Below are 25,162 nucleotides of genomic sequence, written 5' to 3'. Positions count from 1 at the left end.
GGAAGAGAGCCTATGCCCCTGGAATGGGAAGAGCTGGTCACCCAATTGGATACCCATCTGCCGCGCGAGGCCTGGGCGCAGACCTTGATCGGGATCGGTGCGCTGATCCTGGTCGCGCTGTTCGTGCAGTGGGTGGTGGCCCGGGTCGTGCTGCTGCTGGCGCACCGCGTGCTGGTGCTGAGCGGCCACGGCGACTGGGATAAGGCCCTGCAACGCCGCCGCGCCTACCAGAACCTCTGGTACGCCGTGCCGTTCGCGGTGGTGTCGCTGGGCATAGACTTGGTGCCGCACGTCGAACGGGCGGTGACCATCGTCGGGCGGCTGGCGCACGCCGGCGCCTGGATCTGCGTGTTCATGGCATTTTCCGGGGTGCTGAGCGCCTGGCAGGACACCTATTCCGCTACCACCCGGGCCCAGACCCGCTCCATCAAGGGCTATATCCAGATCAGCAAGCTGATCCTGATGGCGGTATGCACCGTTTTGGTGCTTTCCATCCTGATCGACCGCTCGCCGCTCTGGATGATCTCCGGCCTGGGCGCGCTGTCCGCCGTGCTGCTGCTGGTGTTCAAGGACACGCTGCTGTCGCTGGTGGCCAGCACCCAGCTGACCAGCAACGACATGCTGCGCATCGGCGACTGGATCGAGATGCCGCAATCCAACGCCGACGGCTTCGTCAAGGACATCGCGCTGCATACGGTCAAGGTGCAGAACTGGGACAACACCGTCACCACGGTGCCCACCTACAAGCTGTTCTCGGAAAGCTACCGCAACTACCGCCACATGTTCGAGTCGGGCGGACGGCGCATCAAGCGCACCATCCGCATCGACTCGGCCAGCGTGCGCTTCCTGACCGACGACGAGGCGCAGCGGCTGATGCGTTTCCGCCTGCTGCACGACTACCTGCAGGCCAAGACCCACGATATCGCCCAGGCCAACCAGACCATGGGCGATCTGGCCAGCGTGCCGGCCAACCGCCGCCGCCTGACCAATATCGGCACCTTGCGGGCCTATGCGCTGGCCTACTTGAAACAGAATCCCGAGGTCCGCCAGGACATGGCGATGATGGTGCGCATGATGGAGCCCACCTCCGAAGGCATCCCGGTCGAGGTCTATTGCTTTACCGCCGTCACCGCCTGGGTGGAGTACGAACGCATCCAGGGCGACATCTTCGACCATCTGCTGGCCATCCTGCCCGAACTGGGCCTGCGTCTGTACCAGCAGCCGTCCGGCGCCGACATCGGCGCGATGGGCGTCCATCTGCGCGAAGGCGCCTTGCAGGCCGCGCTGGCCGGCGAGGGCGGCCGGCCGGGCCTGGCCGCGCCGTCGGAGCACGGTCTGACCGACGCGAAGATGCCGCGCTAGCGCACAGCGGGCGCGGCAGGGCGCCGGGGCGGGGCCGGCGGGTGGCCCCGTGAGATAATCCAGGCGTTGAAATCCCAGGCGATAGACCCGATGTCGAACCCGTTCTTCAACCTGTATTCCCACGGCTTTGCCCGGGTGGCCGTCGGCGTGCCCGAATGCAAGGTCGCGGACCCCGCGTTCAATGCCGCCCAGACCATCGCGCTGGCGCAGCAGGCCGCCCAGGGCGGCGCGGTGCTGGCGGCGTTTCCCGAGCTGGGCCTGTCCGCCTACACCTGCGACGACCTGTTCCACCAGAAGGCCTTGCTGGACGAATGCGAGGCGGCGCTGGCCCAGGTGGTGGCGGCGACGGCCGACATGGACATCGCCGTGATCGTCGGCGCGCCGCTGCGCGTGTCCCACCAGTTGTTCAATTGCGCCGTGGTCGCGGCCGGCGGCCGCGTGCTGGGCGTGGTGCCCAAGAGCTACCTGCCCAATTACGGCGAATTCTACGAAGCGCGCCAGTTCAGCGCCGGGGATTGCGCCACCGCTTCCGAGATCCGCCTGCTGGGGCAGACCGTGCCGTTCGGGTCCGAGCTGGTCTTCCAGATGGAAAAGCTGCCGCTGTTCCAGTTCCACGTCGAAATCTGCGAGGACGTCTGGGTGCCGATCCCGCCGTCTTCCTATGCCGCGCTGGCCGGTGCGACGGTGCTGGTGAACCTGTCGGCCTCCAATATCGTGGTCGGCAAGTCCGAATATCGCCACCAGCTGGTGGCGCAGCAGTCGGCGCGCTGCCTCTCGGCGTATATGTACACCTCCGCCGGGCGGGGCGAGTCCTCCACCGACATGGCCTGGGACGGCCAGGCGCTGATCTACGAAAACGGCGAACTGCTGGGCGAATCGGAACGCTTCCTCGGCCATTCCCACCTGCTTTTTTCCGACGTGGACCTTGAACGCCTGTCGCGCGAGCGCATGCGCCAGACCACCTTCGGCCAGTCCGTGCGCCGCCACCACGACGAAGTCCGCAAGTTCCGCAGCGTGGCGGTGCCGGTGAATCCGCCGCTGGAAGACGCCGAGCTGCCGCTGGAGCGGCGCGTGGCGCGCTTCCCCTACGTGCCGGCCGATCCGCAGCGCCGCGACGCCCGTTGCAAGGAGGTCTACAGCATCCAGGTGCAGGCCCTGGTCCAGCGCCTGTCGGCCAGCGGCATGTCCAAGGTCGTCATCGGCATTTCCGGCGGGCTGGATTCCACCCATGCGCTGCTGGTCTGCGCCAAGGCCATGGACGCGCTGGACCTGCCGCGCTCCAACATCCTGGCCGTCACCATGCCGGGCTTCGCCACCAGCTCGCGCACGCTGCAGCAGGCGCGCAAGCTGATGGAGGTGGTGGGATGCACGGCCTCCGAGATCGATATCCGGCCGAGCTGCCTGCAGATGCTCAAGGACCTGGGACATCCCTATGCGGACGGCAAGCCGGTCTACGACATCACCTTCGAGAACGTGCAGGCCGGCGAACGCACCAACCACCTGTTCCGCATCGCGAACTTCAACAACGCCATCGTCATCGGCACCGGCGACCTGAGCGAGCTGGCGCTGGGCTGGTGCACCTACGGCGTGGGCGACCACATGTCGCACTACAGCGTCAACGCCAGCGTGCCCAAGACGCTCATCACCCACCTGGTGCGCTGGGTGGCCGAATCCGGCCGCCTGGGCGACGAAGGCGCGCAAGTGCTGCTGGACGTGCTGGGCACCGACGTCAGCCCCGAACTGGTGCCGGGCGGCGCGGACGACAAGCCGGTGCAGAAGAGCGAAGACTCCATCGGCCCCTATGAATTGCAGGATTTCAACCTGTACTACACGCTGCGCTATGGCTTCGCCCCGACCAAGGTGGCCTTCCTGGCGCTGGCGGCCTGGCGCGACCGCGAGGCCGGCGCCTGGCCCGAGGGCGGCCACGTGGCCCGCAACCAGTACGATCTGGCCGCCATCAAGCGCAACCTGAAGATCTTCCTGGACCGCTTCTTCCGCCTCAGCCAGTTCAAGCGCACCTGCGTGCCCAACTCGCCCAAGGTCGGCTCCGGCGGTTCGCTGTCGCCGCGCGGCGACTGGCGCGCGCCCAGCGACTCCGAGTCGGCGGTGTGGATGCGTGACGCCGAGCGTATCCCCGACGAAGCCTGAGCGGGATTTCCCGCCCATGGGGGACCCGGCGCCCGGGCCCCCTGGCGGGTGGTATTCTCTTATTCGATGCGCCCTGCAGCCATGCCGTGTCAGGGCGCCGCAACAGATCAAAAAACAGGACGACCAACGTGAAACAAGTCACCGCCATCATCAAACCCTTCAAGCTCGACGAAGTCCGCGAAGCGCTGGCCGAAGTCGGCGTCAGCGGCCTGACCGTCACCGAAGTGAAGGGTTTCGGCCGCCAGAAAGGTCATACCGAGCTCTACCGCGGCGCCGAGTACGTGGTGGACTTCCTGCCCAAGATCCGCGTTGAAGTGGTGTTGCCCGACAGCCAGGTCGAAGCCGCCATCGAGGCCGTCGTCAAGGCCGCCCGCACCGGCAAGATCGGCGACGGCAAGATCTTCGTGACGCCGGTCGAACAGGCGATCCGCATCCGCACGGGCGAGAGCGACGAAGAGGCGCTGTAAGTTCCATGGGACTTGCGGCTGACCGGATTCGCCGGCAGCCGCGAGACCGCAGCGGGATTCTGCGGGCTTGGCGCGGCGAGGATCTTGCCGCACCAAGCCCGCAACGCATTTTCCGCCCTAGCGGATGAGCTGGTTCATCTCCAGGATCGGGCTCATCACCGCCAGCACGATCAGCAGCACGAATCCCCCCATCAGCAGGATCAGCGCCGGCTCCAGCAGCGCCGTCATGGCCATGGCGCGCCGCTCCAGGTCGCGCGACAGGTTCTGTGCGCCCCGGTCCAGCAGTTCGGGCAGGCGGCCGGTCTTCTCGCCGCTGGCGATCAGATGCACCAGCAGCGACGGGAACACCTTTTGCGCGCCCAGCGAGGCCGACAGCGAGGCGCCTTCGCGCACGCGCGCCGAGGCTTCATCCACGGCCTGGCGCAGCACGTCGTTGCCCAGGGTGCGGCGCGCCGCCTCCAGCGCCGTCAGCAACGCCACGCCGCTGCCTGAAAGTATCGCCAGCGTGGACGCGAAGCGCGCGGCATTCACGCCCAGCACGAAGCGCCCCGCCAAGGGCAGCTTCAGCACGCGCGCATGCCAGGCGCGCCGCGCGGCGGGCGCGCGCAGCGCGTAGCGCCACAGCGCGACGGCCGCGGCCAGCGCCGCGCCGGTCGCCACGCCCCATTCGCGCACATAGTCCGACAGCGCCAGCATGATGCGCGTCAGCAGCGGCAGCTCCTGCTTGGCCTGGCTGAACGCCGACACTACCTGCGGCACCACATAGCCCAGCAGGAAGATCACGATGATCACCGACACGCAGGCCACCACCGCCGGATAGATGAAGGCCGTCAGCACCTTGCTGCGCAAGGCATTGCGCTCCTCGATGTAGTCCGCCAGCTTTTCCATCACTTGCGCCAGATCGCCCGATTCCTCGCCGGCGCCGATCAGCGCGCGGTAGATCTCGGGGAAGTCGCGCGGCCGCGCGGCCAGGGCGGCCGACAGCTTGTGGCCCGCGCGCACATCGTCGCGCACGCCGCCCAGGGTGGCGGCGATGTGTTTCTTCTCGGCCTGTTCCAGCGTGGCGCTCAGGGCCGCGTCCAGCGGCAGGCTCGCGGCCAGCAGGCTGGCGAGCTGGCGCGTCAGCCAGGCCAGGTCGGCATCCGACAGGCGCGTGCGCAGCGCGGCGCCGAACCCTTCGGCGCGCGCCGCCAGGGACGTGGACAGCGGCAGCAGGCCGCGTCCGCGCAGCTGGTTGCGGGCGCCGCGCTCGCTGTCGGCGTCGATCGTGCCGCGCACGATCTTGCCCAGCGCGTCGGTGGCTTCGTAACGGAAGGAAGGCATCTGGAAAGCATCGGCCGCGCGCATTCAAAACACGCGCAAAGCCCCGAATTTAAAGGGTTTCAAGGCCGCTACGATGCCTGCGGATTATGACCGTAGTGTTGCACTGTCACCCCGTATACTCCGACGCGCTTTCACGTTTTTTCACACGATTTCACGTTTCAGGCACCTATCACGTCATGCGTCATATTGCGCAATTCAGCCTTGCGGTACTACTAGCCGCAAGCCAGCTCGGACCCGCGTCCCGCACGGCCCATGCTCAACAGACCGACAATCGCGTCAGTCTGAATTTCGTCGACACCGACATCCCCGCCGTGCTGCGCGCGCTGTCGCTGTTTACGCAGCGCAACTTCCTGGTGGATCCGCGCGTCAAGGGCAAGCTCACGCTGGTGTCGGACCGTCCCGTGGACAGCGCGCAGGCCCTGTCGATGTTGACGGGCGCGCTGCGCATGCAGGGCTTTGCCATCGTCGAGGTCGACGGCGTGACGCGCGTGGTGCCGGAGGCCGACGGCAAGCTGCAAGGCAGCGTGGTGGCGGGCAATGGACGCCCGGCGCAAGCCGTGGGCGGGGCGCAGGCCGGCGCCGCGGGCCGCGGACCGGTGCCCGTGTCCGCGTTCGCCAAGGGCAGCAGCGGTGAAATGCTGACCCGCGTATTTCCGCTGAAGTACGAGAACGCCGCCAACCTGGTGCCGGTGCTGCGCCCCATGGTGCCGCCCAACAACCCGATCAACGCCTATCCCGGCAACAACACGCTGGTCGTCACCGACTACGCCGACAACCTGGAGCGGATCGCGCAGGTCATCGCGCGCATCGACGTGCCCAGTTCCATCGACACCGACGTGGTGCCAGTGCGTTCGGCCATCGCCACCGACCTCGCCATCCTGGCTTCGCAGCTGTTGGACACGCAAAGCAGCGATCCGACCCAGCGCATCGCCGTGGTGGCCGATCCGCGCAGCAACAGCGTGCTGGTGCGCTCCGGCAGCCCGGCGCGCACGCGGCTGGCGCGCGAGCTCATCATGAAGCTGGACGCGCAGCAGAACCGCGCCGGCAACCTGCACGTGGTCTACATGCGCAATGCGCAGGCCACGCGCATCGCCGAGGTGCTGGGCGGGTTGCTGACCGGGCAGGCGAATTCCGCGCCCGGCGCCACGGGCGGCGCCAGCGGCGGCGCGGGCGCGCAGGGCGGGGCGCGCCCGCAGAACGCCGCGGCGGGCATGGCAGCCCAGGCGGGGCAGGGCATGGCCGGTATGTCCGGTTCGAACAAGGGCGGGCTGTCGGGCGAGCAGGAACGCATCTCGCGGGAAGACAACAGCACGCAGGCCGTGTCGTATTCGGCGGGCGGCGCCACCATCCAGGCCGACCCGGCCACCAACTCGCTCATCATTTCCGCGCCCGAGCCGCTGTACCGCAGCCTGCGCGAAGTCATCGACCAGCTCGACCAGCGCCGCGCGCAGGTGCTGGTGGAAAGCCTGATCGTCGAAGTCAGCGAGGCCAAGGCGGCGGAGTTCGGCATCCAGTGGATGACGGGCGCCGGCAACATCAACAGCGACGGCACCAGCTTCATCGGCGGCACCAACCTGGGCGGCAGCGGCATCACCGGCAAGGGCCCGACCACCATCGACGGCATCGGCAGCGGCCTGAGCCTGGGGGTGGTCAAGGGCACCGTCGACGTGCTGGGCAACAAGGTGATCAACCTGGGCGTGCTGGCGCGCGCGATGGAGAACACCGGTGAAGCCAACATCCTGTCCACGCCCAATCTGCTGACGCTGGACAACCAGTCCGCCAGCATCCTGGTGGGCAAGACCGTGCCGTTCGTGACCGGGCAGTACGTGACCTCGGGCAGCAACGGCAGCACCAATCCGTTCCAGACCATCGAACGCGAGGACGTGGGCCTGAAGCTGAACATCCGGCCGCAGATTTCCGAGGGCGGCGCGGTCAAGCTGGACATCTACCAGGAAGTCAGCAGCATCGACGAAAGCCGCTCCAACGCCACCACCGGCATCGTGACCAACAAGCGCGCCATCGACACCAGTGTGCTGATCGATGACGGCCAGATCATCGTGCTGGGCGGCCTGCTGGAAGACAACGTCACGCTCTCCACCAACAGCGTGCCGCTTCTGGGATCCTTGCCCGTGATCGGCTCGCTGTTCCGCTACGACTCGCGCAAGCGCACCAAGACCAACCTGATGGTGTTCCTGCGCCCCTACGTGGTGCGCGACGCCAACCGCACGGCCGGCGTCACCATGGACCGCTACGACTACATGCGCCGCGCGCAGGCGGCCGTGCAGCCAGGCCAGCACTGGGCGCTGCCCGACATGCAGGCGCCGATGCTGCCGCCGCCGGGCTCCGCGCCCACGGTGTCGAACAACGCCTATGACCTGCGGCCGGAACACCAGGCCGAAACGCTGCGCCGGCCGGCGCCGGTCACGGCGCAGTCCTTCGCGGTGCGTCAGTATCCCGGCATGGAGCCTGCGGGCGATGCCTCGGGCGCCATCCGCGTGTCGCGCACGCTGATGCACAGCGTGGCGGTGGACCCCGATAAGCTGCTATGAGCGCGCACCCCCTGCCTTATGCCTGGGCCCGGGCACAGCGCGCGGTGCTGTCGCTGCGCGGCGGCCAGGCCCGCCTGACCGTCAGCCCGCGCACGCCGGAATGGGCGGTGCGCGAGATCCGGCGCTGCCATGGCGACATCGAACTGGCGCAGATCGAGGACGAGGCGCTGGAAACCCTGCTGACCGCGGCCTACAGCCACTCGGAGGACGCCGCCTCGGTGATGGGCGTGGCCGAGAACGAGATCGACCTGGACCGCCTGATGCAGGACATGCCCGAAGTGGCGGACCTGCTGGAAGCCCAGGACGACGCGCCCGTGATCCGCATGATCAACGCGCTGTTCGCCCAGGCGGCGCGCGACGGCGCCAGCGACATCCACATCGAACCCTTCGAGACCCACTCGGTGGTGCGCTACCGGGTCGACGGCACCCTGCGCGACGTGGTGTCGCCGCGCAAGGCGCTGCACGCCGCGCTGATCTCGCGCATCAAGATCATGGCGCACCTGGACATCGCCGAAAAGCGTCTGCCGCAGGACGGCCGGATTGCGCTGCGCGTGGGCGGACGGCCGATAGACGTGCGCGTGTCCACCTTGCCCACCGGGCACGGCGAACGCGCGGTGCTGCGCCTGCTGGACAAGGAAGCGGGGCGGCTGCAGCTGGAGAAGCTGGGCATGGACGCGGGCGTGCTGGGCCAGCTGGACCGGCTGATCCGCCAGCCGCACGGCATCGTGCTGGTAACGGGGCCCACCGGCAGCGGCAAGACCACCACGCTGTACGCCGCGCTGAGCCGCCTGGACGCCTCCACCAGCAACATCCTCACGGTCGAGGACCCGATTGAATACGACCTGGCCGGCATCGGCCAGACGCAGGTCAACGCCAAGATCGACATGAGCTTCGCGCTGGCCCTGCGCGCGATTCTGCGGCAGGACCCCGACGTCATCATGATCGGCGAAATCCGCGACCTCGAAACCGCGCAGATCGCGGTGCAGGCCTCGTTGACCGGCCACCTGGTGCTGGCCACGCTGCACACCAACGACTCGGTGTCCGCCGTGACCCGGCTCACCGACATGGGGGTCGAACCCTTCCTGCTGGCGTCGTCGCTATTGGGCGTGCTGGCGCAGCGCCTGGTGCGCAAGCTCTGCCCGGCCTGCAAGCAGCCGGCCATGCAGGACGGCGCGCGCGTGTTCCATCCGGTGGGCTGCGAGGCCTGCAACCATACGGGCTACAGCGGGCGCTCCGGCATCCACGAACTTTTCAAGGTGGACGACGAGGCGCGCCGGCTGATCCACGAAGGACGCGACGAACGCGAACTGCGGCGCGCGGCCGCGGCGTCGGGCATGCGGACCATGCGCGAGGACGGGCAGCGCTGGGTGGAGAGCGGGCAGACCTCGCCCGAGGAGATCCTGCGGGTCACGCGGGACGCCTAGCGCCTATGCCCGCCAGCGGTCCGGAAAATCGAAGGAAAGCTGGCGGTGATGCCGGATTGAGAGCAGGTAGACCTGATTCTTGATCCGGGCGTACAGCATCAGGTAGTGCGCGGACACGTATTCGCGCAGCTCCGCATCCTTGGCCAGCGCTTGAAGCTGTTTGGCCAGGCGCGTGACGCCGTTGGCGGCCTCCACCGAACGCGGGGGCCGTTCCAGGAACAGGCGTCCCATGTCGGGAAAGGCCGCCAGGTTCGGGATGATCACCTCGGCCAATTCACCCAGCAAGGCGTCGAAAGCGCGCGGCATTCCCGCCTCCGCGAGGAAGGCTTCGATCTCCTCAAGCTGGCGCTCGAAGTGGGCGGTGAGCTTGACGGCAGGTTTCGCTGTCACGATGCCGGTCAGCGGGCGGTCTTGGCCGCGCGGCGGCGCTTGAGAGCGTACACCGCGCCCTGCGCGTCCTTGACCTTGCCGGCCACAACATCGGACAAGCCCCGGCTTGCGTCGTCGATCAACAACAGGTGGATGCGTTCCTGTTCCAGCCGGTGGTAGTAGTCCAGCCGCTCGGCGTCGATCAGCGCGACGTAGCTTTCACCATTTTTGGTGATGATTTTCTCAGCCCCGGACTTGACCTGATCGGCCAGCTCGGACAAATTGGCCCTGGCTTGGGACAAGGGAATCACATCGGCGGACGAGATGCTCATGGCGGGTCTCCCTGTGCTGAATATTTGTACATAATAACGTACATTTTTATCGCGTAAGACTACTGCCCCGGGGGTCATGTCCCGAAGGTCGTAACATCCCCCGAACGCCGTCCCAGCGCCGACAGCAGTCCGTCCAGCGCCGCCCGATCCGCCTCGCGCGCGGCGCCGGCGTAGGTCGCCTGGCCCTGGAACTTCAGGCCGCCGCGCCCGCCGGCGCTGCCCTGGCCGCTGACGTCCAGCAAGCCGCTTTCCGTACTCAGGGCCAGCGTGGCGCCGGCCTTGCCGCCTTGCACCCGCAGCAGATACGACCCCACGGGCGCGACCGGCGTCAGCGCGGTGCTGGCGTTGCGCCAGCGCAATTCGGCCACGGGGCCGGCGGGCAGGGCCGCGCCCAGCCGCAGGGGCTGCCAGCGGATTTCCAGGGTGCCCTGGGGGGCGATGGTGTTCCACGGCGCGCCCAGCGCGGACAGGATGGAAGCGGGCGCGCGCAGCGACTGGGCTGGCAGCGATATGCCGTTCCAGCCGGGCGTCGCGCGCAAGGGGCCTTGCAGCCAGGGATGCGAGATATCCAGGGCCAGCGCGTCCCAGCGCCATTGCCACTGCACCGGCTGCGGCAGCATGCGGCGCGCGCCGGGAGGTCCCAGCGCGATCCAGGCGCTGCCTTGCCACAAGGTGCCGCTGGCGTCGGCCAGCGTGACCGGCGCTTTGTCCGGCAGCAGGACCAGCAACCAGCGCGCGGGTAGCACGGTGACGGCCGCTGCCGCTGCGCAAGCGCAGCCTGCCAGCAGCAACGCGGCGGAACGCTTGGAGAGGCGGAATCCGGACATTTCAACCCCGCTCAGCTTGCGGCGCCGCCAGGCTGACCTTGCCATTGACCAGGCCGGGCAGCGGCCTGCCGTTGGCGTTGGCGGCGCGGGTGAGGTCCACCTGTTTGACGGCGAGCCCCCAGTCGCGCGCCGCGCCGTCCAACCAGCGCAGCAAGGCCGAAGAAGGCGCCTGCTTCAGTGTCAGCAGCACGCCGGGACCCTGTTCGGGCTCGCCCAGCGTCCATAACTCCGCGGTCAGTCCGGCGCGTTCGAGCGAGGCGCCCAGCTCCGCGGCGCTGGGCATGGCGCCGGCGGGCGCGGCGGACTTATGCCGCAAGGCGCCGGCTTGCGCGGTCAGGTCGGCGACCGTGGCCGCCTGGCCGCGCAGCGCGGGCAATTCCGCTTGTAGCTTGCGCAGTGTGTTCAAGGGCGGTTCGATCAGCGTGACGAAGACCAGCGCCGCGCCCAGCAGCAGGCCGGCGGCGCTTACCAGCCGGCGCTCGCGCGGCGCCAGCGCCCGATAGCGTTGCCCGGCGCGCGTCAGCGCGGGCGTGAGGGTCTTGGCCAGCGACTGCCTGGCCGCATGCAGGGCTTGCGGGAGTTTCATGGTTGCGCGCGCACGATGCGCCAGGTGTTGTCGTTATCGCCGCGTTCGAGCTTCAGGCCCAGTGCGGCGGCTTGCTGGATCAGCGCGGGGGTTTCCGCGACGCGTTGCGACTGTTCGCCGGCGTCGGCCAGCTGCAGCGTCAGCGCCTGTTCGGCGTAGCCCAGGCGGGCCACCTTGTCGGCGGCGAAGGGCAGGGCCTGGGCCGCGGCGCGGGCCAGGGGCAGGAAGTCGGCGGCATTGGCCGCGCCGCGGTTGGCCTGCAGCGCGTCCAGGCCCTGCTGCGCCTGGCGCGGCGGATCCAGCACCACCGGCAGGTCGGGAAAGGCGGCCAGCACCTGCGTGCGCATGCCGTTGCGCAACGCATCGGCTTCGGTGTACAGCTGCGAAGCGTACAGATTCAGGCCGCCGATCCAGACGACCGCCGCGGCCGCGCCCCAGCGCCAGACGGGACGCCAGGCCGAGACGCGGGCCGGCGCCAGCTGCGGCATGGCCAGCGACCACGAAGGCGTGGGCGCGAGCCAACGCGGGTCGGCGGGATCGCGCAGCGGCGCAGTGGTATCGGATCCCAGGGTCTGCGGCGCGATGAGCGCGTGCGCGCGCAGTCCTTGCGCGTTCAGCAGGCCCCAGGCGCGGCGCACGGGTTCGCGCGCGGCCCAGGCCAGCGGGACCGTGCCGTCCGCGGCGCGCGGGCCATGGCCGATAGCGAGTGAGTCCAGGTCGCTGAGCACCAACGGTTCCAGCGCCCCGTGGACGGCGGCGGCGTAGCGGGCGCGTGCCACCGCGGGGATCTGCACGCTGGTGGCGATGACGTCCGCGGGGTGCAGCACGGCTTCGCAAGCGGCGTGGGGAAAGGCATGGCCCATGGCTTCAAGCGTCAGCTCGCCCTGGCGGGCGCAGTGGCCGCGGCGGTCGAACCAGGCATAGGGCAGCAGGGAGCCGGAGCTGAATTCGTCCAGTGGCGGCAGCGCAAGGCGCAGGATGTTCTTCAAGGAATTTCTCTAGTCCATAAGGTGTCGGGGGCCGCGGGCGGCGAACTGCGCAGCAGCACCTGCATGGAGATGCGCGCGCGCTCGTAGGCCACGGTGCCGCTGGCCAGGAACCAGCCGCTGGTGGTGGTCACGGCGGGCGCAGGCGTCTTCACGCCCGCGCCGGCCAGGCGGTTGGCGAAGTCGCCGGAATTGTTGAACCAGTTGCCGCGGTCGCGTTCGCCCGCCATGGAGCGGGCCTGGCTGAGCGACAGGCCGGGCGCCAGCGCCGCAAGCACCTCGGCCGGCGCGGTGTTGACATTGACGGTGGTGGCCGCGGGCAGCACCGTCATGGTGCGGCGCAGCTCATTGCGCACTGCCGGATCCAGCGAGAGCAGGGCGGCCACTTCGTCCACGCCGCGCGGCAGGGGCGCGCGGGCGTCGGGCGCGGGCCGTCCCGGCGGCGCGGAGGGTGCGTCGGCAGGCAGCGCCGGAGGCTGCGCGGCCGACATCACATCCACCATGCGCGCGGCCAGCGTGTCCGGCAGCTGCAGGGTGTTCAGCAGCCGGCGCAGCACCAGCTCCTGCTCGGGCTGCGGCACGCCATGGTTCGCCAGGTTGTAGAGGTTGTACTTGCCTTGCTCGTCCTGCACGCGGCCGGAGAACACGGCGACGCGTTCGTCGCCAGGCCGCTCGATGCGCGTGTCCAGCAGCGGGGTGGCCCAGATCTGGTCGCCGCGGGTGGTGGGCTCGCGCCGGCTGTGGTCGCGCACGATCAGGCGGGCCCAGTCTATGCCGCCCGCCAGCATGGCGCGCGCCTGCACTCGCGCCATCTCGTTTTCCACGCGCCGCGTGCTGGCGGTCTGGCGCTGGAACAGGCCGGTGGTCAATGCCGCGACGATGGCGACGATGATGAGCGCGCTGATGACGGCCGCGCCGCTTTCCGTGGCAGTGCGCGGCGGCATCATGGCAGCTCCAGCACGCGGGTGTAGCGCTCGGGGGCGCCTGGGGAGCCGCGTTCCAGCGTGATCTCCAGGCCGGCGGGGGAGGCGGCCAGGCTGGCGTCGCCGTCCACCCAGCCCGACCCCGGCACCCAGGCGCGCAGCTTCAGGGCGCGCGTGCCGGGCAGCAGCAGGATGCCGTCGCTGGCGGCCGGCAAGGGGCTGCGCGCCGCCGCTGGCCCGCTGGCGCGCCACAGACCGTCCTTGCGCACCTGCCATTGCACGCGCTGCCACAGGCCGTTGCCGTCGGGGTCGGGGCGCAGGATCTCGAATACGGGGCCGTCGCTTGCACGGCGCAGCAGGCGCAGGCCGCTGGTATAGGCTTGCGCGTCCAGGCCCGCCGGTTCGAAGCCGGGGCCGGTGTACGAGAGTTCGACATCGCGCGCCATCTGGCCCAGCGTGCGGACGATGGCGTCGATGTCCTCGGCCTGTTCCTCGATCCGCTCGCGGGCGCTCGACACGCTGGCCAGGCCGCGCCAGGCCATCAGGCTGACCAGCGCCATCAGCGCCAGGGCCACCAGCACTTCGATCAGCGTGAAGCCGGCTTGGTCGCGGGGAGGGCGGCGCATGGCTATCGCAGGCTGGACAGCAGGCCGTCCAGTTGTAGCAGGATGGTAGCCGGCTGCGCCGCGCCCGCGTCGCGCACCTTGACCGATACCTGGCGGAAGCTGCGGTTCATCGAATTCGTAAACTCCATTTCGCATTGCAGGGCGCGGCCGCCTTGCGGACAGGGCGTGCTGCGCGTGCCGGCGCGCGGCAGGGCCTGTTCCAGCCGCAGCTGGGCCAGTGCGTTCTGCGCGGCCAGCAGCGCCAGCGTCTTGTCCTGCAGGGCGCGGTTGTTCTCCGCCATGACGCCGGTTGCGCGCAGGGCGGCGCCCATGGCGACGGCGATGATGGCCAGGGCCACCAGCACCTCGATCAGCGTGAACCCGCGCTGCCGGTCGGGCGGGCGGGGCGGTTCATTGAATTTCATAGCGGCCTGCGGCGTCGCGCAGCAGCGTGACGCGGGCATCGCCCGCGCTCAGCGTCAGGGTGATGGGCGCGGCGACCCATTCCGTGTTGAACACCAGCGGCCGGTCCGGATCGAGCCGCAGCGCCACCGGCGCCACCGACCAGGATTGCGGGCGCAGCACCTCGTCGCGTTCCAGCCGGTCCGGCGGCAGCGGCCTGTCGTCCTCGGCGCTCAGGCCTGGCAGCCGTCCCTGGCGTTCGAACGACCAGCCCTGGCCGCTGGCCAGCCAGCGGATGGGACGGCCGTCGCTGCGGGCCTCGCTCTGAGCCACGGTGAAGGCGTCGGCCAGGCGCTGGGCATCGCCGCGCAGACGGTTCTCGCCGCGGCCCACGGACAGGCTCACCATGCTGGCCGCGATCGCCACGATCACCAGCACCACCAGGACTTCCACCAGCGTGAAGCCGCGCTCAGAGTTCCCAGGAGCCGATGTCGGCATCGCCGCTTTCTCCGCCGGGCTTGTTGTCGGCGCCGAACGAGAACACGTCGATATCGCCTTTGACGCCGGGGCTCAGGTATTGATAGGGGTGGCCCCAGGGATCGTTGGGCAGCTTGTCCAGGTAGCCGCGCCAGTTGTTCACGCCCTCGGGCTTCTGCACCAGCGCGCGCAAGCCCTGCGCGGTGCTGGGGTAGCGGCCGTTGTCCAGCCGATACAGCTTCAAGGCCTGCATGATGCCGGCGATGTCCTGGCGCGCGGCGACCTGGCGGGCCTGGTCGGGACGGTCCAGCACGCGGGGAACGATCAGCGCCGCAAGTATCCCCATGATCACTATCACCACCATGATCTCGATGAGGGTGAAACCTTGCTGGCGGGCAAGCCCGCGCGGTAACTGACGCACTTGATGACTCCGGTCTTTCAGTAGAAGCGGAGGATTGTGGACATGAAATATGACAGCAATACGGACGCCGCCGCCAAATGTGGCAAGGCCGGACCTGCGCGCAGCGTGCGCATCGCAGCGCCTGCGGCGCGGCCTACTTTTCGCGCGATATGCCAGCGGGCGCGGGCAGGGCGGCCGGGGCAGGCAGGCGGCTGGCGCGCCCAGCCTGTTCCACCGTCACGGCGTCCGCGGCGACTTCGCGCAGCACGATGCCGGGGGCCACTTCGCCGCCCGCGCGCCAGGCCAACGGCGGGCCGCCGTCGATGCTGAGCACGGCGGCGCCGTCGGCGCCCGAGGCGATCACGCCCAGCACGGTGATCTGCGTGCGCATGGCCTCGTCCCGGCCGAACCACAGCGCCACCGGCGTGTTGTCGGCGGCGCGCGGCGCGGCTGCCGATACCGCGGGAGGCAAGGCGCCAGCCTTGGGCGCAAGCAGGATCGACGCCCATGCGCCCAGGCCTGCGGCCAGGGCCAGCACGGCAAGAACGCGGAACGCGGCGGGCAGGTTCGGGCGCAGGGACAGGAGCATGGAACGGATGGGCAGGGCGGGTTGCGACGGGCCGACTATAGCGTTGCTACATGACAGGCTTGCGATGGCCGGCGGTATTTGCCACGGCGCCCATCGCGCGGGGCATGCTGTCATCGTTCGTACATGCCCCATGTCTAGCATGCGCTCAAGTCCGGATGCCGAAGCCGGGCAGACCTCCTCTCCAACAGGGAACACCCGCATGCAAGACCTGAACCAAGCCAATCGCCGCCGACTCCTGAAAATGCTGGGAGGCGCGCCGATGCTGCCGCTGGGCGGCGTCAGCCTGGCCGCGCTGCTGGCCGGCTGTAATTCCAGCGACGATGACGACGACAGCGCGCCGCCCGTCACGCCGGTCACTTTCAAGTCCGCCTCCTTCACGTCCATGGCCGCGCCCTCGCTGTCCCAGCCTGAGCTGATGGCGCGCACCACCGTGGCCTCGGCGCTGGAGCTGACGTTCAGCGACGGCTCCAAGCGCAGCGTCGAGCTGGGCTACGAGCCCTTCTTCATGACGGGCGACGCCGTGCCGGACGGCAAGGGCGGCACCGTGGTCGCCGGCGGCTACTACAACCTGGCCGGCGCGCCCATCGTCGACAATTCGGTGCCCGCCCGGGCGCGGCAGTTCTTCTCGAACTGTCCGGACGGCATGTCGCTGCTGTCCTTGTCGGAACCGACCAAGGTGGCGGGCGTGGCCGGCAACGCGCTGTACGCGGTGGTGCAGTTCGAGTACCAGTCCATGGACCAGGCCGGCAAGGACATGTACGGCCTGCTGCCGTCGCAGATCGCGGTACTGACGCTGTCGCAGGACCCCAACACGGGCAAGCTCAGCCTGGTTAAGTACCACACCGTGGACACGTCGTCGGTGCATGGCCTGTGGATCACCTGTGGCGCGAGCCTCTCGCCCTGGAACACCCACCTGTCCAGCGAAGAGTACGAGCCCGACGCCACCACGGCCAAGGCCTCGTCCTCATTCAAGACCTACAGCCAGAATCTCTACGGCGATCCGGCCAAGGCCAATCCCTACCACTACGGCCACATGCCCGAAGTCACCGTCAATCCGGACGGCACCGGCACCATCAAGAAGCACTATTGCATGGGCCGCATCTCGCATGAACTGGTCCAGGTCATGCCGGACCAGCGCACCGCGCTGATGGGCGACGACGCCACCAACGGCGGTTTGTTCATGTTCGTGGCCGACCGCAAGGCCGATCTGTCGGCCGGCACGCTGTACGTGGCCAAATGGAACCAGACTTCGGGCGCGGGCCCCGGCGCTGGCACGCTGAGCTGGATCAAGCTGGGCCATGCGACCAGCGCCGACGTGCAGGCGCTGGCCGACCAGTTGAGCGCCGCCGACATCATGGACGTGCGCACCGCCGACCCGCTGGATGCCGCCTTCACCAAGATCCGCTATTCCGGCAAGGACAACTGGGTCAAGCTGCAGCCTGGCCGCAACGTGGCCGCGGCCTTTCTGGAAACCCACCGCTACGCTGCCATGGTGGGCGGCACGCTGGCCTTCTCCAAGATGGAAGGCACCACCGTCAACGCCAAGGACAAGATCGCCTACAGCGCGATGTCGCGCGTGGACAGCTCGATGACCGACGGCCTGTCGCCTGGCTTCAAGGTCGAAGGCCCGGCGGCCGGCGCGGTCTACCAGCTGCACATGAAGGAAGGCCAGGTCGACACCGACGGCAAGACCATCGACAGCGCCTGGGTGCCGGTGGACATGGCCGCGGTGCCGGAACTGATAGGCGAAGTGCTGGCCGCGCGCGACGCGCTGGGCAACACCCACGCCGCTGGCAAGATCTCCAACCCCGACAACCTCAAGTTCTCGGAGAAGCTGCGCACGCTGTTCGTGGGCGAGGACAGCGGCGGCCACGTCAACAACTTCCTGTGGGCCTACAACGTCGACACCAAACAGTTGTCGCGCCTGCTGTCCTGCCCGGTGGCCGCCGAATCCACCGGCCTGCAGGCCGTGGACGAGATCAACGGCTGGACCTACATCACCAGCAACTTCCAACACGCGGCCGATTGGGGCAGCGTGCACTCGGTGGTGCGGCCCACGCTGGAGCCCCTGGTCAAGGCCAACTACAAGGACGGCTTCGGCGCGTCGGTGGGCTATTTGACCGGCGTCAAGATTGGCGCCTAGGCTCGCGCCAGGCCCAGCTTGCCTGCCGTCTTGGCACGGCTTCCTTCAGGAAGCCGTTTTTTTTCGCGTCGCGCGCAAAAGAATCCTGATCCGTCGATCAAGGTTTCTCTTCTTTGCTTCACGGGGCTTTCACCTTTGCTGCCCATCATGTGGCCCAGCATAAAACCCTGTTCATGACTAGAGAAGAGAAGCATGCAAGCATTGAATTGGAGAAGATGGTGCGCGGCCTTGCTGGCGACCAGCGCCCTGGCGGGCTGCGGCGGCAGCGACGATGACGACGACGCCGAACAGCCGACCCAGCCGCCGGTGACCCAGCCGGACCCGACGCCCGCCGACAAGGTGCTGTTCATCGGCGTCGACGGCCTGACCTATGACGCGATGCGCCGCGGCGTGGCAGACAAGTTCCTGCCGAACATCGCGCAGCTCAACGCCACGCGCGCCTGGACCGGCGGCGTGACGGATGCGCCCACGCAGCAGCCCACGCTGTTGGCGCCGGGCTGGGCGACGCTGTTGACGGGGCAATGGGCCGATCAGCACGGCGTGCGCTACAGCGTGCAGGGCGAAACGCTGCAATCGCCGACCCTGTTCCAGCGCGTCAAGCAGGCGCGTCCCGAAGCGCGCACTGCCGCCGCCTTCAATTCGACCGTGGTGGCCGGACTGATCGCCGGCCAGCGCGATGCGGGCTATCTGCAGTCGCTGACCGACTGCGCCGGCGCGGACGATTGCGTCGCAGCCCAGGCGCGCGACCGCATCACCGAAGGCTATGACGTGGTGGTGGCGCAGTTCGGCGCGCCGGAGGGTGTTGCTTCGGAGAACGGCTTCGGCTCGGCCTATGACAGCGCGATCCGCCAGACCGACGCCGCCATCGGCGTGCTGGCCAAGCAGATCGCCGACCGCAAGGCGCAGCATCCCGGCGAGAAGTGGCTGGTGATCTTGGCTTCCAGCCACGGCCTGGGCAAGACCGGCGCCAGCGACGGCCGTCCCCTGTCCTCGAACAAGACCATCCTGCTGGCCGCCAACCAGCCGGCACTGTTGGGCGGCAGCGCCGACGACGCCTCCTTCGACGGTTTGTGGGACAACAACTGGTACGCGTTTCCCAGCGCGGCCGACGTCGCGCCGACGGTGCTGGACCACCTGAAAGCCCTGCCTGCCGCCGCCAAGTACGACATGGCGGGCACCTCGCTTGCCGGCAAGCTGGCGTTGCGCCACACCGCGGCCCGCACCTCGACCGACAACAAGAGCGTGACGCTGAGCTGGGTGCGCGTGGGCGAACCCGCCGGCGACATCGTGGTCAGCCGCGACGGCGTGGAGATCGCGCGTGTGCCCGGCACGGCCGCCGAGTACGTGGACCGGGGCTTCAAGTTCGACACCGAGGGCGTGCATACGCTGAACTACAGCGTGGCGGTCGGCAGCGCGGTCAGCGCCGCGCGCACCACCGTGGCGTACACCAAGCCGCTGCCGCTGCTGGCTACGCTGCGCACCGGCCTGACGATGCTGTTCCCCTTCGAAGGCAATATGACCGATATCGCCGCGGGCGGCGGGGCCATCACGCCGTTCGACGGCACCCAGGCGCCGGCCTACGCCGAGGCGGGCGTGTTCGGCAAGATGTTCAAGAACGACCGTGGCGCGGCTGCCCTGGGTGGCTTCAAGCTGGACTATCCGGCAGGCATGCTGGACGCGGCCCAAGCCTTCACCATCGGCTTCTGGTACCAGTCCGACGGCACTGCCAATGACCGCTCCATTCTGGGCAACAAGGACTACAACTCTGGCGGCAACCCCGGCATCACCATCGCGCAATGGGCCGGTCCAGTGCTGTATTTCAACCTGGCTGGCGGCGGCTCGCGGGTCGACATCAACAACGTCAAGTTCACCCCGAATAAGCCGGTCTACGTCGCGATGACCGTGAACAAGACGGCCAAGACCCTGACGGCCTCCGTCTACGACAGCGAGCTGGGCTTCTCGCAGCGCACCATCGGCACGGGCTCGGTCGACCTGAGCAAGATCGCCGGCGTCTATGGACCACACCTGGGCCTGAACGAAGACGGACGCGGCACCTATGGCGTCTGCTGCGCCGGCACCAAGGGCCCGTACACGATGTATTTCGACGACCTGGCCTATTGGTCGCGCGCGCTCACCGAAGCCGAGGTGAAGTCGCTGGCCCTGTCCGGCAAGTCCGTTTCCGAACTGTTTCCCTGATGTACCAAGGATAGAAAAATGAACATGTCCATGATCTTGCGCGGTTTCCTGCGCCTGGGCGCGGTGCTGATGCTGAGCGCCACGCTGGCCGCGTGCGGCGGCGATGACGGCGACAGCGACGGCGGCAAGGACCCCGGCACCGGCCAGCCCGAAACGCCCAAGCCCGAGCCCGTCAAACCCGAATTGCGTTGCGCGCCCTGAGCCGCGCTCCCTCCCGATCCATAGGAATAGAATCCGTGACGTTCGATAAAGACCAGGTCCACGCCGGCAAGCGCCGCTTCTTGCGCAACGCAGCCGCCTCGACCGCGGGCCTGACCGCGCTGTCGATGTTCCCGCCGGCGATCCGCCGCGCGCTGGCCATCCCCGCCAACAACCGCACCGGCACCATCAACGACGTCGAGCACGTGGTCATCCTGATGCAGGAAAACCGCTCCTTCGACATGTACTTCGGCACGTTCAAGGGCGTGCGCGGCTTCGGCGACCGCATCACCATCCCGCTGCCCGAAAAGCGCTCGGTCTGGGAACAGAGCAACGGCACCCGCGTGGTGATGCCGTATCACCTGGACAGCACCCAGGGCAACGCCCAACGCGTGGCCGGCACGCCGCACGACTACGTGGACGCGCAGATGGCCTGGGACGGCGGCCGCATGGACCACTGGCCACGCTACAAGCAGAACCAGTCCATGGGCTACTACCGCAAGAAGGAGGTGGAGTTCCAGTTCGCGCTGGCCGAAGCCTTCACGCTGTGCGACGCCTACCACTGCTCAACGCATGGCGGCACCAATACCAACCGCCTGTTCCACTGGACCGGCACCAATGATCCGCTGGCTTTGGGCAACGGCCCCTCGACCCGCAACCAATGGGACAGCCTGGGCGCCTCGTCCACCGGCTGGACCTGGAAGACCTATCCCGAGCGCCTGCAGGAAGCCGGCGTCAGCTGGAAGGTCTATCAGAACCTGCCCGAGAACTTCGGCGACAACCCGCTGGCAGGCTTCAAGCAGTACCGCCGCGCCAACGAGCTGGCCGGCAACAGCGCCAACGGCGCGCCGTATCCGGCCTGGACGCCCTCCATGGACGCCGCCAACCCGCTCTACAAGGGCACGGCCAACACCATGCCCGACGGCGGCTTCCTGAAGGCGCTGCGCGAGGACGCGGTCAACGGCAAGCTGCCGCAGGTGTCGTGGATCGTGGCTCCGGCCACGTACTCCGAGCACCCCGGCCCGTCCAGCCCGATCCAGGGTGCCTGGTACATCCAGGAAACGCTGGACGCGCTGACCGCCAATCCCGAGGTCTGGAGCAAGACCGTGCTGCTCATCAACTTCGACGAGAACGACGGCTACTTCGACCATCTGCCGCCGCCCGCCGCGCCCTCGTTGAACCCGGACGGCTCGATGGCTGGCGCCTCCACCGTCAACACGGACCTGGAGCGCCACACGCATGCCTCGGCCCAGGACGCCGCCGACGACCGCGTCTACGGCCCCGGCCCGCGCGTGCCGATGTACGTGGTGTCGCCGTGGAGCCGCGGCGGCTGGGTCAATTCCCAGGCCTTCGACCACACCTCGGTGCTGCGCTTCCTGGAGGCCCGCTTCGGCGTGGCCGAGGACAACATCAGCCCGTGGCGCCGCGCCGTGCTGGGCGACATGACCTCGGCTTTCAACTTCGCCACGCCCAACAGCGAAAAGCTGCCCGACCTGAACCTGTTGACCCGCGCGGGTTCGGACAGCGAGCGCAGCGCGCAGGAAGCGCTGAAGGCCGTGCCGCTGCCCGACCCCAGCGCCCAGGCCAAGCCGGTGCAGGAGCAGGGCGTGCGCTACTCCCGCGCCTTGCCCTACGAACTGCACACCAGCGGCCGCGCCCAGCCCGACACGGGCGCCATGCGCCTGGTGTTCTCCAACACGGGCAAGCAGGCGGCGGTGTTCCACGTCTATGACCGCCTGCACCTGGAGCGCCTGCCGCGCCGCTACACGGTGGAGCCGGACAAGCAGCTCGAAGGCAGCTGGGACACGGCGGCCGACGGCGGCAAGTACGACCTGTGGGTGCTGGGCCCCAACGGCTATCACCGCCATTTCGCTGGCGACCTGACCCTGGCCCGCAGTTCGGCGCTGGCGCCCGAGATCCGCGTCTGCTACGAAATCGCCAAGGGCGATGTCTACGTCAGCTTCATCAATGGCGGCAAGAATCCCTGCACCTTCGAAGTTGCGCCCAACGCCTACTACGCCAACCACGAGCGCTGGAAGTTCACGGTGCCCGCGGGCGCTCAGGTCGAACAGCACTGGGCGCTGCAAGGCAGCCAGGGCTGGTACGACTTCACCGTGCGCCTGGCCGAAGACCCGGCCTATCTGCGCCGCTTTGCCGGCCGCGTCGAAACCGGCCGTGCCTCGGTGACGGACCCGGCGATGGGGCTGTAGGCCTCAGGCGGCGGTCTGCGGTTCGCGCGCCCGGAAAGCCTGGGCGCAGGACTCGCAGATCGCCGCCGTGATGCCCTGGCGTGCATGCTCGCGCCGCTCCAGCATGCCGATGGCGCGCGTCATCGGCCCCAGGTCCTGCGGCAGCGTCAGGATCCGCAGTTCCGGGCTGTGCTGCCAATTGGAGCCGTTGATCAGCGGCAGCAGCGTCACGCCGACCTCCTGGCGCACCAGCTCGACCAGCGTCTCGATGGCGTTGAGTTCCAGGAATTCGTTCAGCGGCGCCCCCAGGCGCCGCAGCAGCCGGTCTATCTGCAGGCCGGTGCGCTGGGTGCGGTCAAAGCGCAGGAAGGGGTTCTGCGCCAGCACCTGGCGCGCGTCTTGCCCAGGCGCCGAGCGCGGCGCGATCACCACCAGCTGCTCTTCATATAGCGCGGTCCAGCGCGTGCTGGCCATCTTGCGCCCGGCCTCCACCAGGAAGGCCGCGTCCAGCTCGCCGTCCTCGACCTTGCCCGCCAGCTCGCTGGCCTTGCCCGACAGGATGCGCACGTCCAGCTTGGGGTGCTGCTTTTTCATGCCGGACACGACCTTGGACAGGGTGCCCATGCACGACACGATACTGCCCACGGCGACCGATCCGGCCAGCTCGCCGGGCGCGGTGCGCGGCTTCCGCATGCGGTCGTAAAGATCCAGCAAGTGCTTGATTTCCGGCAGCAATTCCCGGCCGGCGGCGTTCAGGATGGCAAGGCGGCCGCTGCGGTCGAAGAGCTCGCGTCCCAGTTCCGTTTCCAGGGAGCGCATCTGGAAGCTGACTGCGGCCTGCGTCAGCGCCACCTGTTCGGCCGCTTCGGAGAAGGAACCATGGTGCGCGACCGCCAGGAAAGTGCGCAGAAAACGGATGGTACTCATAAAAATCTCTTTTATGACGGAACAAAATTTCAAATTGATTTAATTAGACCACGGGAGTAACTTCGGCCGCTTACCCGTTATGAGACTAGCCACATGAAATCCTTCGACTGGGGCAACCCCTATCCTTCCGTCCGCATTCCGCTGTTCGCCCGCAATGTGGTGTCCACGTCGCATCCGCTGGCGGCGCAGGCTGGGTTGCGCATGTTGCTCAAGGGCGGCAACGCCGTGGACGCCGCCATCGCCGCGGCCGCCACCATCGTCCTGGTCGAACCCGTGTCCTGCGGCCTGGGCGGCGACTGTTTCGCCATCGTCTGGGACGGCAAGGAACTGCATGGCCTGAACTCCTCGGGCGTGGCCCCCGCGGCCTGGAGCACCGAATACTTCAAGCGCAAGCACGGCGTGGGCGCCGACGGCCTGGCGATCCAGCCCAAGCGCGGCTGGGACGCGGTGACGGTGCCAGGCGTGGTGGCCGGCTGGTCCGCGCTGCATGAAAAACTGGGCAAGCTGCCGTTCGAGCAGCTGTTCGAGCCCGCCATCGAAATCGCCGAGCGCGGCTACGCCGTGCCGCCGGTGGTGGCGCACAAATGGGCCGCCGCGGCCGAGGAACTGAAATCGCAGCCGGGTTACGCCCAGGCCTTCCTGCCCGAGGGCCGCGCGCCCAAGGTCGGCGAACACTTCCGCTTCCCGGACGCCGCCAATACGCTGCGCCGCATCGCCGCCTCCAAGGGTCGCGACTTCTATGAAGGCGAACTCGCCGAACGCATCGCTGCCTTCAGCCAGGAATGCGGCGGCGCCATGACCCTGGAAGACCTGCGCAACTACCGTCCGGAATGGGTCAAGCCCATTTCCAAGTCCTATCGCGGCTACGAGCTGCACGAGATCCCGCCCAACGGGCAGGGCATTGCCGCGCTGATCGCGCTGGGCATCGTCGAACGCTTCGACATGGCCGACATCCCGGTGGACTCGGTGCAGTCGCAGCACATCCAGATCGAAGCCATGAAGCTGGCCTTCGCCGACCTGTACAAGTATGTGGCCGATCCGCGCTCCATGCAGGTGACGCCGGAGCAGATGCTGTCCGACGCCTACCTGGACAGCCGCGCCAAGCTCATCCGCCTGGACCGCGCCACCCATTTCGAGGCGGGCCGTCCGCACGCCGGCGGCACCATCTACCTGACCGCCGCCGATGAGAACGGCATGATGATCTCGTTCATCCAGTCCAACTACATGGGCTTCGGTTCGGGCGTGGTGGTGCCGGGCACCGGCATCAGCATGCAGAACCGCGGCGTGGGCTTCTCGATGGATCCGAAGTCGGCCAACGTGGTCGAAGGCGGCAAGCGTCCGTTCCACACCATCATCCCCGGCTTCCTGACCCGCGGCGGCAAGCCGGTCATGAGCTTTGGCGTGATGGGCGGCGACATGCAGCCGCAAGGCCACATGCAGACCGTGGTGCGCATGCTGGACTATCACCAGAACCCGCAGGCTGCCTGCTGCGCCCCGCGCTGGAAGGTCAACCGCGATTTCACGCTGGACATCGAGACCAATATGAAGGCTTCCACCATTGCGGGCCTGAAAGACCTCGGGCATGCTCTGAAGTCGGTCGATGATCCGTACATGGATTTCGGCGCGGGCCAGTTCATCTGGCGCATGTCCGAAAACGACAACGAGCTTGGCTATGTCGCCGCCAGCGACAGCCGGCGCGATGGTCAGGCGGTCGGCTTCTAATACGCAATAGCGCAGCCA

The 25,162-nt window shown here is 68.3% G+C and carries 24 protein-coding genes; 10 read left to right on the top strand and 14 right to left on the bottom strand.

The window, feature by feature from the left end; all coding sequences use genetic code 11:
- The first annotated feature begins 12 nt into the window (after positions 1–12).
- From FOC84_RS32540 to FOC84_RS32530, 3 genes are all read left to right on the top strand, one after another.
- Positions 13–1,362 (top strand): mechanosensitive ion channel domain-containing protein, encoded by a 1,350-nt coding sequence (locus FOC84_RS32540; RefSeq protein ID WP_173149630.1) that lies wholly within the window; start codon positions 13–15, stop codon positions 1,360–1,362.
- Positions 1,363–1,452: 90 nt separating this feature from the next.
- On the top strand, positions 1,453–3,510 hold the full coding sequence (locus FOC84_RS32535) for an NAD(+) synthase (protein ID WP_173149628.1): 2,058 nt from the start codon (positions 1,453–1,455) through the stop codon (positions 3,508–3,510).
- 128 nt (positions 3,511–3,638) lie between these two features.
- Positions 3,639–3,977 carry a P-II family nitrogen regulator gene (locus tag FOC84_RS32530; RefSeq protein ID WP_013393295.1) on the top strand — a complete coding sequence of 113 codons (339 nt, stop codon included), beginning with the start codon at positions 3,639–3,641 and terminating at the stop codon, positions 3,975–3,977.
- A 117-nt stretch (positions 3,978–4,094) separates the two neighbouring features.
- On the opposite strand, the gene gspF is transcribed toward FOC84_RS32530, so the two are convergent.
- Positions 4,095–5,300, bottom strand: coding sequence for a type II secretion system inner membrane protein GspF (gspF, locus tag FOC84_RS32525; protein WP_173149626.1), 1,206 nt, complete (start codon positions 5,298–5,300; stop codon positions 4,095–4,097).
- 176 nt (positions 5,301–5,476) lie between these two features.
- Between gspF and gspD the strand changes: the two genes are divergently transcribed.
- Both gspD and gspE read left to right on the top strand, forming a co-directional pair.
- Positions 5,477–7,849: a type II secretion system secretin GspD gene (gspD, locus tag FOC84_RS32520; protein WP_173149624.1), complete on the top strand. Its 2,373-nt coding sequence runs from the start codon at positions 5,477–5,479 to the stop codon at positions 7,847–7,849.
- A complete protein-coding gene (gene gspE, locus FOC84_RS32515; RefSeq protein ID WP_173149622.1) occupies positions 7,846–9,273 on the top strand; it encodes a type II secretion system ATPase GspE in 1,428 nt (475 codons plus the stop codon). Before gspD ends, gspE begins: the two co-directional genes overlap by 4 nt.
- A gap of 3 nt (positions 9,274–9,276) precedes the next feature.
- Here the strand turns inward: gspE and FOC84_RS32510 are convergent, their stop codons facing one another.
- From FOC84_RS32510 to FOC84_RS32460, 11 genes are all read right to left on the bottom strand, one after another.
- The gene (locus tag FOC84_RS32510) at positions 9,277–9,663 is read right to left on the bottom strand and encodes a type II toxin-antitoxin system RelE/ParE family toxin (protein ID WP_173149620.1); all 387 of its coding nucleotides are present in this window, start codon (positions 9,661–9,663) and stop codon (positions 9,277–9,279) included.
- 8 nt (positions 9,664–9,671) lie between these two features.
- Positions 9,672–9,974 (bottom strand): type II toxin-antitoxin system Phd/YefM family antitoxin, encoded by a 303-nt coding sequence (locus FOC84_RS32505; RefSeq protein ID WP_173149618.1) that lies wholly within the window; start codon positions 9,972–9,974, stop codon positions 9,672–9,674.
- Between the two features lie 74 nt (positions 9,975–10,048).
- Complete coding sequence (gene gspN / locus FOC84_RS32500) at positions 10,049–10,801, bottom strand: type II secretion system protein N (protein ID WP_173149616.1); 753 nt, start codon at positions 10,799–10,801, stop codon at positions 10,049–10,051.
- A 1-nt stretch (position 10,802) separates the two neighbouring features.
- Complete coding sequence (gene gspM, locus FOC84_RS32495; RefSeq protein WP_173149614.1) at positions 10,803–11,387, bottom strand: type II secretion system protein GspM; 585 nt, start codon at positions 11,385–11,387, stop codon at positions 10,803–10,805.
- A complete protein-coding gene (gene gspL, locus FOC84_RS32490) occupies positions 11,384–12,376 on the bottom strand; it encodes a type II secretion system protein GspL (protein ID WP_173149612.1) in 993 nt (330 codons plus the stop codon). Before gspL ends, gspM begins: the two co-directional genes overlap by 4 nt.
- On the bottom strand, positions 12,373–13,320 hold the full coding sequence (gene gspK, locus FOC84_RS32485; protein WP_173149610.1) for a type II secretion system minor pseudopilin GspK: 948 nt from the start codon (positions 13,318–13,320) through the stop codon (positions 12,373–12,375). The genes gspL and gspK overlap by 4 nt, the downstream gene beginning before the upstream one ends.
- Entirely contained in the window at positions 13,317–13,922 is a 606-nt protein-coding gene (locus tag FOC84_RS32480) for a prepilin-type N-terminal cleavage/methylation domain-containing protein (RefSeq protein WP_173149608.1), read from the bottom strand. The genes gspK and FOC84_RS32480 overlap by 4 nt, the downstream gene beginning before the upstream one ends.
- Before the next feature lie 2 nt (positions 13,923–13,924).
- Positions 13,925–14,326: a type II secretion system minor pseudopilin GspI gene (gene gspI, locus FOC84_RS32475; RefSeq protein ID WP_173149606.1), complete on the bottom strand. Its 402-nt coding sequence runs from the start codon at positions 14,324–14,326 to the stop codon at positions 13,925–13,927.
- Positions 14,313–14,801, bottom strand: a complete 489-nt coding sequence (gspH, locus tag FOC84_RS32470) for a type II secretion system minor pseudopilin GspH (protein WP_173149604.1) — start codon at positions 14,799–14,801, stop codon at positions 14,313–14,315. Before gspH ends, gspI begins: the two co-directional genes overlap by 14 nt.
- Positions 14,773–15,201 (bottom strand): type II secretion system major pseudopilin GspG, encoded by a 429-nt coding sequence (gene gspG, locus FOC84_RS32465; RefSeq protein ID WP_054456600.1) that lies wholly within the window; start codon positions 15,199–15,201, stop codon positions 14,773–14,775. Before gspG ends, gspH begins: the two co-directional genes overlap by 29 nt.
- A gap of 133 nt (positions 15,202–15,334) precedes the next feature.
- Entirely contained in the window at positions 15,335–15,769 is a 435-nt protein-coding gene (locus FOC84_RS32460; RefSeq protein WP_173149602.1) for a general secretion pathway protein GspC, read from the bottom strand.
- Positions 15,770–15,968: 199 nt separating this feature from the next.
- Here FOC84_RS32460 and FOC84_RS32455 point away from each other — a divergent pair, with 199 nt between their 5' ends.
- A complete protein-coding gene (locus FOC84_RS32455) occupies positions 15,969–17,912 on the top strand; it encodes a PhoX family protein (RefSeq protein ID WP_173149600.1) in 1,944 nt (647 codons plus the stop codon).
- Here FOC84_RS32455 and FOC84_RS32450 read toward each other — a convergent pair.
- The gene (locus tag FOC84_RS32450) at positions 17,909–18,106 is read right to left on the bottom strand and encodes a hypothetical protein (RefSeq protein WP_173149598.1); all 198 of its coding nucleotides are present in this window, start codon (positions 18,104–18,106) and stop codon (positions 17,909–17,911) included. The two genes, FOC84_RS32455 and FOC84_RS32450, sit on opposite strands and share 4 nt — an antisense overlap.
- Here FOC84_RS32450 and FOC84_RS32445 point away from each other — a divergent pair.
- From FOC84_RS32445 to FOC84_RS32435, 3 genes are read left to right on the top strand one after another with little or no spacing between them, the layout of a single operon-like run.
- Positions 18,105–20,108, top strand: a complete 2,004-nt coding sequence (locus FOC84_RS32445; RefSeq protein ID WP_173149596.1) for an alkaline phosphatase family protein — start codon at positions 18,105–18,107, stop codon at positions 20,106–20,108. The genes FOC84_RS32450 and FOC84_RS32445 overlap by 2 nt on opposite strands.
- Positions 20,109–20,126: 18 nt before the next feature.
- Complete coding sequence (locus FOC84_RS32440) at positions 20,127–20,309, top strand: hypothetical protein (RefSeq protein WP_173149594.1); 183 nt, start codon at positions 20,127–20,129, stop codon at positions 20,307–20,309.
- Between the two features lie 35 nt (positions 20,310–20,344).
- Positions 20,345–22,516 (top strand): phosphocholine-specific phospholipase C, encoded by a 2,172-nt coding sequence (locus FOC84_RS32435; RefSeq protein WP_173149592.1) that lies wholly within the window; start codon positions 20,345–20,347, stop codon positions 22,514–22,516.
- A 3-nt stretch (positions 22,517–22,519) separates the two neighbouring features.
- Here FOC84_RS32435 and FOC84_RS32430 read toward each other — a convergent pair whose 3' ends face one another.
- A complete protein-coding gene (locus FOC84_RS32430) occupies positions 22,520–23,422 on the bottom strand; it encodes a LysR family transcriptional regulator (RefSeq protein ID WP_173149590.1) in 903 nt (300 codons plus the stop codon).
- A gap of 93 nt (positions 23,423–23,515) precedes the next feature.
- Between FOC84_RS32430 and ggt the strand changes: the two genes are divergently transcribed.
- The gene (ggt, locus tag FOC84_RS32425; protein ID WP_173149588.1) at positions 23,516–25,144 is read left to right on the top strand and encodes a gamma-glutamyltransferase; all 1,629 of its coding nucleotides are present in this window, start codon (positions 23,516–23,518) and stop codon (positions 25,142–25,144) included.
- Positions 25,145–25,162: the final 18 nt, after the last annotated feature.

Origin of the sequence: Achromobacter pestifer (genome assembly GCF_013267355.1) — a bacterium.
Lineage (GTDB): Bacteria > Pseudomonadota > Gammaproteobacteria > Burkholderiales > Burkholderiaceae_B > Achromobacter > Achromobacter pestifer_A.
This window is presented reverse-complemented; position numbering and strand designations above follow the sequence as displayed.